This window comes from Avibacterium volantium (assembly GCF_049366555.1).
Lineage (GTDB): Bacteria > Pseudomonadota > Gammaproteobacteria > Enterobacterales > Pasteurellaceae > Avibacterium > Avibacterium volantium_A.
Genome location: NZ_JBMMGT010000001.1, coordinates 1 through 12,994, shown reverse-complemented (window position 1 = coordinate 12,994; position 12,994 = coordinate 1). Strand labels below are relative to the sequence as shown.

At 41.2% G+C, this 12,994-nt stretch carries 9 protein-coding genes and 1 tRNA gene; 8 read left to right on the top strand and 2 right to left on the bottom strand.

Going from position 1 to position 12,994, the window contains the following annotated elements; all coding sequences use genetic code 11:
* Positions 1 to 15 precede the first annotated feature (15 nt).
* Positions 16 to 3,021: a bifunctional [glutamate--ammonia ligase]-adenylyl-L-tyrosine phosphorylase/[glutamate--ammonia-ligase] adenylyltransferase gene (glnE, locus tag ACLS0A_RS00050; protein WP_416081912.1), complete on the top strand. Its 3,006-nt coding sequence runs from the start codon at positions 16 to 18 to the stop codon at positions 3,019 to 3,021.
* Here the strand turns inward: glnE and pepT are convergent.
* A complete protein-coding gene (gene pepT, locus ACLS0A_RS00045; RefSeq protein WP_416081911.1) occupies positions 3,018 to 4,268 on the bottom strand; it encodes a peptidase T in 1,251 nt (416 codons plus the stop codon). The genes glnE and pepT overlap by 4 nt on opposite strands.
* A gap of 208 nt (positions 4,269 to 4,476) precedes the next feature.
* On the opposite strand from pepT, the gene potA reads away from it, so the two are divergent.
* The 5 genes from potA to ACLS0A_RS00020 all read left to right on the top strand — a co-directional run bounded on the left by potA (position 4,477) and on the right by ACLS0A_RS00020 (position 9,187).
* Complete coding sequence (gene potA, locus ACLS0A_RS00040; protein WP_103852693.1) at positions 4,477 to 5,592, top strand: spermidine/putrescine ABC transporter ATP-binding protein PotA; 1,116 nt, start codon at positions 4,477 to 4,479, stop codon at positions 5,590 to 5,592.
* Positions 5,579 to 6,439, top strand: coding sequence for a spermidine/putrescine ABC transporter permease PotB (gene potB / locus ACLS0A_RS00035; RefSeq protein ID WP_103855555.1), 861 nt, complete (start codon positions 5,579 to 5,581; stop codon positions 6,437 to 6,439). The genes potA and potB overlap by 14 nt, the downstream gene beginning before the upstream one ends.
* On the top strand, positions 6,439 to 7,206 hold the full coding sequence (gene potC / locus ACLS0A_RS00030) for a spermidine/putrescine ABC transporter permease PotC (protein ID WP_103852687.1): 768 nt from the start codon (positions 6,439 to 6,441) through the stop codon (positions 7,204 to 7,206). Before potB ends, potC begins: the two co-directional genes overlap by 1 nt.
* Positions 7,207 to 7,343: 137 nt before the next feature.
* Complete coding sequence (locus ACLS0A_RS00025) at positions 7,344 to 8,420, top strand: extracellular solute-binding protein (RefSeq protein WP_416081910.1); 1,077 nt, start codon at positions 7,344 to 7,346, stop codon at positions 8,418 to 8,420.
* A gap of 362 nt (positions 8,421 to 8,782) precedes the next feature.
* Positions 8,783 to 9,187 carry an OsmC family protein gene (locus tag ACLS0A_RS00020; RefSeq protein WP_416081909.1) on the top strand — a complete coding sequence of 135 codons (405 nt, stop codon included), beginning with the start codon at positions 8,783 to 8,785 and terminating at the stop codon, positions 9,185 to 9,187.
* A 131-nt stretch (positions 9,188 to 9,318) separates the two neighbouring features.
* Here the strand turns inward: ACLS0A_RS00020 and uvrB are convergent, their stop codons facing one another.
* The gene (uvrB, locus tag ACLS0A_RS00015) at positions 9,319 to 11,352 is read right to left on the bottom strand and encodes an excinuclease ABC subunit UvrB (RefSeq protein WP_416081908.1); all 2,034 of its coding nucleotides are present in this window, start codon (positions 11,350 to 11,352) and stop codon (positions 9,319 to 9,321) included.
* A 392-nt stretch (positions 11,353 to 11,744) separates the two neighbouring features.
* Here uvrB and ACLS0A_RS00010 point away from each other — a divergent pair.
* Both ACLS0A_RS00010 and ACLS0A_RS00005 read left to right on the top strand, forming a co-directional pair.
* A tRNA-Asn gene (locus tag ACLS0A_RS00010) sits at positions 11,745 to 11,820 on the top strand.
* 163 nt (positions 11,821 to 11,983) lie between these two features.
* Positions 11,984 to 12,955, top strand: a complete 972-nt coding sequence (locus tag ACLS0A_RS00005) for a calcium/sodium antiporter (RefSeq protein WP_416081907.1) — start codon at positions 11,984 to 11,986, stop codon at positions 12,953 to 12,955.
* Positions 12,956 to 12,994: the final 39 nt, after the last annotated feature.

Below are 12,994 nucleotides of genomic sequence, written 5' to 3'. Positions count from 1 at the left end.
TCATAAGGATAGGCTATGGCATTTTCTGTTCCCCACCTTGAGGATACCTTGCAAGCATTGGCAGCGAGTTTAATTCAACACTTCCCCGAACACTACAATGAAGAGATTTACACACAACTTGCTGCGCAGAAAAATGATCCCACAAGCCCGATTGGCAAGCTGGCACAAGGTATTGCAATGTCTGATTTTGTGGCAGAAACCTTAAAAAAACAACCGCACTTTTTACACCAATGTTGGCAGCAAATCCCTACTTTAGAAAATAAGGACTATTATCGCCAAGCCTTGCAGGACTTGCTTGAAAGCGTTAATGATGATGCTCAACTGTATCGCCAACTGCGTTTGTTTCGCCACCGTGAAATGGCAAAACTGAGCCTGTGCCAGAGCCTAAACCTCGCCACCGTAGAAGCGGTTTTTGTGCGCCTTTCTCAACTGGCAGAAGCCATTATTATCGCCACTCGCGATTGGCTTTATCAGCGCGCTTGTGCAGAAATGGGAACGCCAATGGACGCGCACGGCAACCCACAACAGCTCTATATTTTAGGAATGGGAAAATTAGGCGGATTTGAACTCAATTTTTCTTCTGATATTGATCTCATTTTCACCTACCCAGCCAATGGGGAAACCCAAGGGGCAAGACGTTCCATTGAAAATAGCGTGTTTTTCACTCGCCTTGGACAGCGCCTGATCAACGCCCTTGATCAATATACGCCAGATGGTTTTGTATATCGCACGGATATGCGCCTACGTCCTTTTGGGGAAGCCGGTGCATTGGCGCTGAGCTTTACCGCAATGGAACAATATTACCAAGAACAAGGGCGTGATTGGGAACGCTATGCGATGATCAAAGGGCGAATTTTGGGCTCTGATCCGCAAGATCCAAATGTGAAAAACTTGCAAAATTTGCTCCGCCCTTTTGTTTATCGCCGTTATATTGACTTCAGTGTGATTCAAGCGCTACGCGAAATGAAAGGTAAAATTGAGCGAGAAGTGCGCCGCCGCGGTTTAGTGGATAACATTAAACTTGGTGCAGGAGGGATTCGTGAAATTGAATTTATCGTGCAAGTTTTCCAGCTGATTCGTGGCGGTCGTGAAATCAAATTGCAGCAGCATTCTCTGCTTAATCTCTTACCAGAATTAGAAAAATTAGGCCTGCTTAGCCCGAACGAAAAACAAGATTTGCAACAAGCCTATGTGTTTTTACGCCGTGTGGAAAACGTGTTGCAAGCCATTAATGATAAGCAAACGCAACTTTTACCAGAAAAAGAACTGGATCGCCAGCGCCTGATTTTTGCAGCACAACATTACCTTCAATGGAATGATGAAAAACAACCAACCATTGTGGAAAATCATCTCACCAACTGGGCAGATTTTTATGCGTTATTGCAATCTCACCAACACAAAGTGCGGTCGGTTTTTTCTCAATTAATCGGCGAAGAAAACGATAAGCCTACGCCAGAAAATAGCCAATGGGACGATTTTCTAGAAACGGATCTCAATGATGAAGACATTCAACAGATGTTGCAACAAAATGGCATAAAACTGGAAGAAAATGCACCGCTCTTACAACGTCTTGCTCAGTTCCGCACCGAGCTAGCGCGCCGTCCTATCGGCACAAGAGGGCGTGGCGTATTGGCGCAATTAATGCCAATGTTGCTGGAACAAATTTTCCAACATCAAGCCTATGAAACCTTGCTACCACGAATGTTGGATATTGTGGACAAAATTCTCACGCGCACCACCTATTTGGAATTATTGGTGGAAAATCCACAAGTGCTAAATCAGCTTATTGAGCTGTGTTCGCAATCGCAATTGATTGCGCAACAAGTGGCACGCCACCCGATTTTGCTTGATGAATTGTTAGATCGCAATGCGTTGCTTAATCCCACCCATTATCGCAAATATCGCAGCGAATTAAAGCAATATCTGCTCCGTTTACCGCAAGATGATGAAGAACAATTCATTGATGCCCTGCGCCAATTTAAGCAAAGCACCTTGTTGCGCGTGGCAGCGGCGGATATTCTAGGTGTGTTACCTGTAATGAAAGTCAGCGATCATCTCACCTACTTAGCGGAAGCCATTATTGATGCGGTGGTCAATCTCTCTTGGCAGCAAGTCAGCGCGCGCTTTGGCGTGCCTGAATTTCTTGCCCCTGACGAAAAAGGCTTTTTGGTGATTGGCTATGGCAAATTGGGTGGCATTGAGCTGGGCTATAAATCTGATTTGGATTTGGTGTTCTTATTTGACGGCAGCCAAACAGGGCAAACCCAAGGCGGCAGAAAAGTGATTGATAGCAATCAGTTTTATCTTAAACTGGCACAAAAAATCATCAGCATTTTTAGTATGAATACCAGCGCTGGTGTGCTTTATGAAGTGGATATTCGCCTACGCCCTTCTGGCGATGCAGGCTTGCTTGGCTGTTCACTAAGTGCTTTTGAAAATTATCAGCTGAATGAAGCTTGGACGTGGGAAAAACAAGCCTTGGTGCGCAGCCGCGCGGTTTATGGCGAGCCAGCCTTGCGCCAACGCTTTGAGCAGATTCGCCACAAGGTGCTTGCTGCACCACGGGATCTTGTACAACTCAAGGAAGATGTGAAAGCAATGCGCGAGAAAATGTATCAACATCTTGCCAATAGCGATCCTGATGAATTTAACATTAAAACCGATAAAGGCGGCATTACAGATATTGAATTTATCGCCCAATATTTAGTGCTGGCTTACGCACCTCAATACCCGAGCCTGACCACTTGGTCGGATAACGTGCGGATTTTTGAGTCAATGGCGGAAATTTCTAATGCGAAAAACGACAGTACGGAAAACCAAACTGAAGAAAATAAAAGCGTGAAAAATAAAAGTGCGGTGCTAAATTTTGAAATTTCTGAGCAATTAAAAAATGCCTACACCAGCCTGCGCAACCGCATTCATCAATTAAATTTACTAGGCTTGCCTGCGGTGGTCAGCCAAGTAGAATTTCAATCTGAACGCCAATTCATTGAAGAAATTTGGCGGGCGTTGTTTGATTAGCTACGCATTTTATTGGCTAACTCAACAATTTTCACGATCACCCTTGTAGCGTCCCACATTCCTTCAAGGGTGGTCAATTCTTGCTTGCTATGGAAATTATAGCCGCCAGTAAATAACATTGGGCAAGGAATCTGTTTTTCTGCCAATTTCGCACCGAGATAGCCTGAACGGATTGGCGTGAGAATTGGCTCAATATCACATTGCTTCATTGCTAAATCGGCAAGTTGAATAGATTTTGGCTGCTGTTTAATAACTTCGCCCATATTGCCATATTGATCTTCAATGCTTAACTGTGCTTTTTTTCTTAAGCGTTTTTTGCGATTAAAATCCACAATCATCATTGCCAAAAATGCTTTACGCTGCTCAAAACTCACCGCATCAAAATCACAAATTAAATAGCGCATTTCCACTTTCTCAATGTCGCCCGTTAGACTTTCTAAATGGAAAAATCCCTGCTTACGCTCTGTTTTCTCTGGCACTTCTTGTGCTGGCAGCCCCTTTTGAAATTCACAGGCTAAGGTGAGTGCATTACGCATTTTGTCTTTGCCTACTCCAGCTTGAATATTGCGTCCATAAAGTGTTACGGTGGCGGTGGCAACATTAATATTTTCATACCCCAAACTACCCACGCCCTCCCCAGCAAGGCAATATGCCCAATTACAAGTAAATTTCTCAAAAGGAAAATGTTTCATTCCCTGCCCAGTTTCTTTGTCTGGCACAAAGGCAAGGCGAATGTTGCAATGGGAAAGATGATTTTGCTGCAAAATATGAAGTGCGGTCAGAATTTCTGCTATTCCTGCTTTGTTATCTGCTCCTAACAAAGTTTTTCCGTCACCAACCACTAAGGTTTTTCCAATCAATTTTTGTAAAAATGGGTGATATACCGGGCTGATAAATTCTTCCCCTATGCCAAGAGAAATATCACCGCCACGATAATTTTCAATCACTTCAGGCAAGGCGTGTTTGCTGCTACATTGTGGTGAAGTATCAAGCTGGCTAATAAAGCCAATGGTCGGCATTTTTGAGCTAACATTGGAAGGCAAAAATGCGGTGAGAATACCTTGTTTCGTTAATTCAATTTGTTGCAAACCCAGTGCAGAAAGCTCTTGTTGCAGAAATTTAGCCAACTTTGCCTGCCCAGTAGAGCTAGGAATAGGCTTGGCATTAAATTTCCCTTGCGTGTCAAAACTCACATAGTTCAAAAAACGTTCTAATAATCCTTCTTGATATTGTGTACTGTTTTCCATAATCATCTTTTCGTTTGCAAAAAATCGTTGCGTTTTATTCTAACTAGACGCTTAACTTGAGGTATTGATATATAACAAAATTCAACGCAATTTTTTTAGTCAAAATATGATTAATTGCTTTTCATTATGGGGCGTTCGCTATATCATTAGCACTTGTTTCTATACATTGATTGTTCAACCAATTTTCTTAGGGAGAAAACCAAAGCTAGTGGAAAATTCAGTTCAAACCAAGCCGATTATTGAGCTTCGTTCTTTAACCAAATCTTATGGCGACAAAACGATTATTAATGGTTTAAATCTTACCATTAACAATGGCGAATTTTTGACAATTTTAGGGCCTTCAGGCTGTGGTAAAACCACAGTGTTACGCTTGATTGCAGGATTAGAAGATCCTAACGGCGGTAAAATTATTCTGGACGGTCAGGATATTACTGATGTGCCAGCCGAACGCCGTTTTGTGAATACGGTATTCCAAAGTTATGCCCTATTCCCGCATATGACGATTTTTGAAAACGTGGCTTTCGGTTTGCGTATGCAGAAAGTGCCAAATGCGGAAATTAAACCGCGCGTAATGGAAGCCTTGCGTATGGTTCGTTTGGAAGAAATGGCAGATCGCAAGCCTAATCAGCTTTCTGGTGGTCAGCAACAACGTATTGCCATTGCAAGAGCGGTGGTAAATAAGCCAAAAGTGTTGTTATTAGACGAATCGCTTTCCGCATTGGATTATAAATTGCGTAAAGAAATGCAAAATGAACTGAAAGCCTTGCAACGTCAATTAGGCATTACCTTTATTTTCGTTACTCACGATCAAGAAGAAGCTTTAACAATGTCTGATCGTATTATCGTGATGAACAAAGGTAACATTGAGCAAGATGGCACACCACGCGAAATTTACGAAGAGCCGAAGAATTTATTCGTGGCGCGTTTCATTGGCGAAATTAATGTTTTCAACGCTAAAGTGATTGAGCGCGTGAGCGAAAAAACCGTAAAAGCCAACGTGGAAGGCCGTATTTGTGAGATCTATACTGATTTACCGGTTCAACCTGATCAGCATTTGAAAGTGCTTTTACGCCCTGAAGATATTGTGATTGAAGAATTAGACGAAAACGAACAATCCAAAGCCATTATCGGACACGTTTCTGATCGTAACTATAAAGGTATGACCTTGGAATCTAGCATTATTCTTGATCATAACAATATGAAAGTGTTAGTTAGTGAATTCTTCAATGAAGATGATCCGCACATTGATCACTCCGTAGGACAAAAAGTTGCCCTAACTTGGCACGAAGGCTGGGAGGTTGTGTTAGACGATGAAGACAGCTAATTCTGGATTTCAAAAAATCACCATTACCACCATTTTTGCGTGGTTAATTTTCTTTGTGCTTGCGCCAAACTTATTGGTGCTTGCGGTGAGTTTTTTAACCCGTGATAGCAGTGATTTTTATGCCTTACCATTTACCATTGAGAACTACACGCGTTTATTTGAACCGCTTTATGCGCAAGTGGTGTGGAATTCTCTTTATATGTCGGGTATTGCGACCATTATTTGTTTAATCATTGGCTACCCTTTTGCCTTTATGATTAGCAAAATTAAGGAAAAATACCGCCCGATTTTGCTTTTTTTAGTGGTATTGCCATTCTGGACGAACTCTTTAATTCGTATTTATGGAATGAAAATTTTCCTTGGTGTAAAAGGGATTTTAAACAGCACCTTGCTTACCCTTGGCATTATCAATGAGCCAATTCGTATTCTTAATACGGAAGCGGCGGTGATTATTGGTTTAGTCTATCTGTTGTTGCCATTTATGATTTTGCCATTGTATGCAGCCATCGAAAAATTGGATTATCGCTTGTTAGAAGCAGCGAAAGATTTAGGCGCAAACAGTTTCCAACGCTTTGTTAAAGTGATTATTCCACTCACAATGCCGGGCATTATTGCAGGCTGTTTATTGGTATTATTACCGGCAATGGGAATGTTCTATGTGGCGGACTTACTCGGTGGTGCGAAAGTATTGCTTGTGGGTAATGTGATCAAGAGTGAATTCTTAATTTCGCGTAACTGGCCATTTGGTTCTGCAATTAGTATCGGCTTGACCATTTTAATGGCATTACTCATCTTTGTTTATTACAAAGCAAGCAAATTAATGAATAAGAAAATGGAGTTGGAATAATGAGTCGTTTACTGCGTAATGTTTTTATGTTGGTGGTGTACGCTTATTTGTATATCCCAATTATCATTTTGGTGACCAATTCGTTTAATGCGGATCGTTACGGATTAAGCTGGAAAGGCTTTAGCTGGAATTGGTATGAGCGTTTATTTAACAACGATACCTTAATCCAAGCCGCATTTCACTCTGTAACTATCGCCTTTTTTGCGGCCACTTTTTCCACGATTTTGGGTGGCTTAACGGCGATCGCCTTATATCGCTATCGTTTCCGCGGTAAACAGGCGGTGAGCGGAATGTTGTTTATCGTAATGATGTCGCCGGATATTGTTATGGCAGTGTCTTTGCTTGCCTTATTTATGATCGTTGGTATCTCACTCGGATTTTGGTCATTGCTTTTAGCGCATATCACTTTCTGTCTGCCTTATGTGGTAGTAAGCGTGTTCTCTCGCTTGAAAGGATTTGATGCAAAAATGCTTGAAGCGGCGAAAGATCTAGGCGCAAGTGAAGTAACCATTTTACGTAAAATTATTTTGCCACTGGCACTTCCTGCCATTGTTTCAGGCTGGTTATTGAGCTTTACCATTTCCCTTGATGATGTGGTGGTATCTTCTTTCGTGAGCGGTGTAAGCTACGAAATCTTACCACTGAAAATTTTCTCATTGGTGAAAACAGGGGTAACGCCAGAAGTGAACGCCCTTGCCACCATTATGATTATTTTCTCCCTTGCTTTAGTGGTATTAAGCCAAGTTGTGGCGAAAAAAGATAAATAGCCCAAATGGGAAAATAATACTTCACAAATAAGCATAGACAAAATAGAATACGCCTTGACGCTGTCAAGGCGTTTTTTTATTCATATTTTGCCAAAACAAAATATGCCCCTAACCCTCTTAACAGGAGAATGATAGAAATGAAAAAATTTGCAGGTCTTTTCACAGCCGGAATGATCGCAGTTACTTTAACAGCTTGTAATGATAAAGACACAAAGAATGCGGACACCAAAGCACCAGCTAACGATACCGTATATCTTTACACTTGGACAGAATATGTTCCAGATGGTTTATTAGACGAATTTACCAAAGAAACTGGCATCAAAGTCATTGTTTCAAGCCTTGAATCTAACGAAACAATGTACGCGAAATTAAAAACACAAGGTGAAGCCGGCGGTTACGATGTTATCGCACCTTCAAACTACTTTGTGTCAAAAATGGCGCGTGAAGGTATGTTAATGCCATTAGATCACAGCAAATTACCTGTTATCAAAGAATTAAACCCAGATTGGTTAGACAAACCTTACGATAAAGGCAACAAATATTCTTTACCACAATTATTAGGTGCGCCGGGCATTGCCTATAACACCAATGATTACAAAGGTTCTGACTTCACCTCTTGGGGCGATTTATGGAAACCAGAATTTGTGGGTAAAGTACAACTTCTTGATGACGCACGCGAAGTTTTCAATATCGCATTGTTAAAACTAGGTCAAGATCCAAATACACAAGATCCTGAAGTAATTAAACAAGCTTACGAAGAGTTATTAAAATTACGTCCAAACGTACTTTCTTTCAACTCAGACAACCCAGCTAACTCATTCATCTCTGGTGAAGTGAATGTGGGTCAATTATGGAATGGTTCTGTGCGTATTGCGAAAAAAGAAAATGCGCCTTTAGATATGGTATTCCCGAAAGAAGGCCCGGTGCTTTGGGTTGATACCCTTGCTATTCCAGCAACCGCGAAAAACCCAGATGGAGCGCATAAACTTATCAACTATATGTTAGGTGCAAAAACCGCTGCAAAATTAACGGAAGAAATTGGCTACCCAACATCGAATGTTGAAGCATTAAAATTACTTCCAGATGAAATCACTAAAGATCCTGCTATCTACCCAACCGCTGAAGTATTACAAAACAGCTACTGGCAAGATGATGTAGGCGATGCGGTTCAATACTATGAAGAGTATTACCAAAAATTAAAAGCAGCGAAATAATTTCTCGTATAAATAAACCTCGCAAATGCGAGGTTTATTTTTCTGCTACCAAAAACTTACCAAAATCCTACCGCACTTACTCTTTTTTACGATCTGATTTTTCACGCAAGTTGAAATTCTCTCTCAGAACAAATACTTATTCTCTCTATTGTTCATACAATATAAAAATACGTTGTCAAAAATCAATAAGTTACCCTATGACGAAAGAAAATGACATTTACACAAATAAAAAATAGCAAAATTTACACCGCACTTTAATTTCTATAATTATTTTTCCAAATAAAAAAATAATTTTACCTTGCAGTCAATCTGCTTTCCTTTTACTCTAACTAAACTACAAATAACCTCAACAAGGAGTTCCTATGGCACATATTTCAACCATTCATTACACTGGAGATCTACACAACGATTTAATTCACTTACAAAGTGGCGACAAAATTTCCACCGATGCCCCTGTGGACAATAACGGCAAAGGGGAAGCGTTCTCACCAACAGATTTACTTGCCGCCTCACTCGCTGCTTGTGCAATGACAATTATGGGAATTCGAGCAAGAGATCTTGGCGTAGATTTACAAGGAACACGCATTGAAGTTCAAAAAGAAATGGCACTTAACCCACGCAGAGTGGCTCGCGTTGTATTAGATTTTTATCTTAGCAAAGATCTCGATGAACGCACACGAGCTACCTTAGAAGCCGCTGCTCACTCCTGCCCAGTCGCCAAAAGCCTCAGTGCAGATTTAGTGCAAGAATTTCATTTTCATTACTAATAATCCACAAAAAGCCTTATTTCCTAATGGAAATAAGGCCTTAGCAGAATTTTATATATCTATTCTTAATCCATTCTTCCAACAACTATTCTGGAAAAATTTCATTAATAGTTTCTGTAAAAAAATAAGATTTAATTCTCCAAAAACCTTTCCCGTAACTGATGCAACTGATCACGCACAGCGGCGGCTTTTTCAAATTCCAAGTCTTGGGCGTGTTTGTACATTTGCTGTTCCAGTTTTTTGATTTGTTGCTGGAGTTCTTTGCTGCTGGTTGGTTGATAAAGTGCGGTGGGTTCTCCCACGGATTTTTGTTTTTGTTTGCTTTTTGCTTTGTTGTTGGTTGCGCCTTGGCCAATATCAAGCAATTCGCCCACTTTTTTGTTTAATGCCTGCGGTACAATGCCGTGTTCTTCGTTGTATTTCATTTGTTTTTCACGGCGGCGGTTGGTTTCGTTGATGGCTTTTTCCATTGATTTGGTGATGCTGTCCGCGTATAAAATGGCTTTACCATTTAAGTTTCGTGCGGCTCGTCCAATGGTTTGGATCAATGAGCGTTCGGAACGCAAAAAGCCTTCTTTATCCGCATCTAAAATCGCGACTAAAGACACTTCGGGAATATCCAAGCCTTCGCGCAATAAGTTGATTCCCACCAACACATCAAACTCGCCTAAACGGAGATCGCGGATAATTTCCACCCGTTCTACGGTGTCAATGTCGGAGTGCAGATAACGCACGCGCACGCCGTGTTCTTCTAAATAATCGGTCAGATCTTCCGCCATTCGTTTGGTTAATGTGGTTACTAAAACACGCTCATTTTTATCCGCTCTTTGGCGGGCTTCGGAAAGCAAATCGTCCACCTGAATTGCCACAGGGCGAATTTCAATTTCTGGGTCAAGCAAGCCCGTTGGGCGCACCACTTGATCGATAATTTCATTGCCCGATTTTTCTAATTCGTAAGGGCCTGGGGTAGCGGAAACATAAATGGTTTGCGGTGCGAGGCGTTCAAATTCTTCAAATTTTAATGGACGGTTATCTAGCGCCGAAGGCAGGCGGAATCCATATTCCACCAAGGTTTCTTTGCGCGAGCGATCGCCGCGATACATTCCACCAATTTGTGGCACAGTAACGTGAGATTCATCAATAATCAGCAAACCGTCTGCAGGAATATAATCAAATAATGTCGGTGGCGGCTCGCCTTCTTTACGCCCCGATAAATAGCGTGAATAATTTTCAATACCCGAGCAATAGCCCAATTCATTCATCATTTCAATGTCAAACTGTGTGCGTTGGGTAATGCGTTGTTCTTCCAGCAATTTATTTTCTTTGATGAAGTATTCTCGCCGTTGTGCCAATTCCGTTTTGATTTGATCGATGGCTTCTAAAATCCGTTCGCGTGGCGTAACATAGTGGGTTTTCGGATAAATGGTATAACGCGGCACCGCGCCAAAATTCGTGCCGGTCAGCGGATCAAAAAGGCTCAGGCGTTCAATTTCGTCATCAAATAATTCAATGCGAATGGCTTGATCATCGGATTCGGCAGGAAAAATATCAATAATTTCGCCCCGCACTCTGAATGTACCGCGCTGAAATGCTTGATCGTTGCGTGTATATTGTAGCTCAGCCAATTTCGTCAAAATTTCTCGCTGGTTGATGATCGCCCCTGTTTGCAAGTGCAACATCATTTTGAGATAGCTATCAGGATCACCCAAACCATAAATAGCAGAAACAGACGCTACAACGATGGTGTCGCGGCGCTCTAAAAAAGATTTAGTGGCAGACAAACGCATTTGTTCGATTTGATCGTTAATAGACGCATCTTTTTCAATAAAGGTGTCGCTGCTCGGCACATAGGCTTCTGGCTGATAATAGTCATAGTAAGAAACAAAATATTCCACCGCATTTTCAGGGAAAAAGGCTTTCATTTCCGCATAAAGCTGAGCGGCAAGGGTTTTATTTGGCGCAAGCAACATTGCAGGGCGATTGAGCTTGGCAATCACATTGGCAATGGTAAAGGTTTTGCCCGATCCCGTTACCCCAAGTAGGGTTTGGTGCGCTAAACCATCATTGAGATTTTCACTCAGCTTTTCTATCGCCTGCGGTTGGTCGCCAGAAGGCGAAAAATCAGAATGAAGAATAAAAGGTTTGCTGTGAATTTTGTTACTCATAAAAAAAACTGCCTATCCGAAAAGTGCGGTCAATTTTAGCATAATTTTTTACATTCGGCTTGAGCAAAATTTTAAGTTTTACACAGACTTATATTTGTCAAGATTGAAATCTCACAAAATCAAAAAAAATTTTAAAAAAATTTCTAGATTTTTATTAACTTATTGATAAATAAAGAAATGCTATTTTACAATCAATTTTATTACCAATTCGCAAAACCCTAGTTTTTTCAAGGGATCGGCGATTTTTTCAAATTAAAACTCACAGACTTATCCACAGGCGCTGTGGATATAAAAAAAGAACATAATTTTTCAAAATTTTTTTAATTTCACTGTTGACAAAGGAAAGACAGATCATTATCATCTGCGACCAATTCCTTGTGATACAGAATTATTCCTCCTTAGTTCAGTCGGTAGAACGGCGGACTGTTAATCCGTATGTCGCTGGTTCAAGTCCAGCAGGAGGAGCCAATTTTCTCTTTTGGCAGTTTTTATTTGTCTCCTTTTATAAAAGCTATTTCGTTCCAAAAGAGCTTAAAGCCCATATCCTCCTTATGGGCTTTTATTTTTTTCTCATCAGCCTTTCATAATAATGATAATATTCGTTACTTTTCATCATTTATAGGACACACAAATGTTTTTATCTTTTCTCGCTATACTGGTCGGATTGGCGATTTTAGTCTGGAGTGCAGATCGTTTTATTGACGGTGCGGCTTCTCTCGCCAGTTATTTAGGTATGTCGCCCTTGTTGATCGGCATTGTAATTATTGGTTTTGGTACTTCAGCGCCTGAAATTATTGTTTCAGCGCTTTCTGCATTAAACCACAGTCCGGGGATTGCGCTGGGAAATGCTTATGGCTCAAACATCACCAATATTGCCTTGATTTTAGGGGTAACCGCAATGATTAAGCCGATTATGGTCAATTCGCAGGTGCTAAAAAAAGAATTGCCCGTGTTAATGCTAGTTACCCTCCTTTCTGCCTTTTTAATTTATGACGCCACCATTTCTCGCCTTGATGCGATGATTTTATTGGCAGTGTTCACCCTCTATATGGGCTGGACAATTTGGCAAGGCACAAGACATTCAGGTGATAGCCTTGAACAAGACATTAGCGATGAACTCAAAGAAAAATCACAAATGCCGTTGAAAACTGCAGTGTTGTGGTTAGTGATTGGCTTGGCGCTATTAATGGCTAGTTCACAATTATTAGTGTGGGGCGCGGTGAATATCGCCACTTATTTGGGCGTGAGCGATTTAATTATCGGTTTAACCATTGTTGCCATTGGCACGTCATTGCCAGAATTGGCTGCTTCCATTATAGCAGCAAGAAAAAATGAATTAGATCTCGCCGTGGGCAATATTATTGGCTCGAACCTGTTTAACGCCCTTGCTGTGGTCGGCATTGCTGGCGCAATCAGCCCAATTCAAGCTACGCCCGAAGTGTTTAGCCGAGATATGCTTGTTATGATTGCATTAACAGGCTTGCTGTTTTTATTTGGCTATGGTTTCAAAAGAAAAAGTGGGCGAATTAACCGAGTTGAAGGGTTAGCGCTATTTCTGTGCTATGTAGCTTATAATTCTTTGTTAATTTACACCGCACTTTAAGCTGAACGAGTGATACGATGAAAAGAAAAAGGGGTGAGA

Excerpts from the sequence above, each read along its gene's own strand:
- uvrB (WP_416081908.1), bottom strand. The coding sequence starts at position 11,352 with ATGAGTAACAAAATTCACAGCAAACCTTTTATTCTTCATTCTGATTTT.
- potB (WP_103855555.1), top strand. The coding sequence starts at position 5,579 with ATGAAGACAGCTAATTCTGGATTTCAAAAAATCACCATTACCACCATT.
- potC (WP_103852687.1), top strand. The coding sequence starts at position 6,439 with ATGAGTCGTTTACTGCGTAATGTTTTTATGTTGGTGGTGTACGCTTAT.
- ACLS0A_RS00005 (WP_416081907.1), top strand. The coding sequence starts at position 11,984 with ATGTTTTTATCTTTTCTCGCTATACTGGTCGGATTGGCGATTTTAGTC.
- pepT (WP_416081911.1), bottom strand. The coding sequence starts at position 4,268 with ATGGAAAACAGTACACAATATCAAGAAGGATTATTAGAACGTTTTTTG.
- ACLS0A_RS00020 (WP_416081909.1), top strand. The coding sequence starts at position 8,783 with ATGGCACATATTTCAACCATTCATTACACTGGAGATCTACACAACGAT.
- glnE (WP_416081912.1), top strand. The coding sequence starts at position 16 with ATGGCATTTTCTGTTCCCCACCTTGAGGATACCTTGCAAGCATTGGCA.
- ACLS0A_RS00025 (WP_416081910.1), top strand. The coding sequence starts at position 7,344 with ATGAAAAAATTTGCAGGTCTTTTCACAGCCGGAATGATCGCAGTTACT.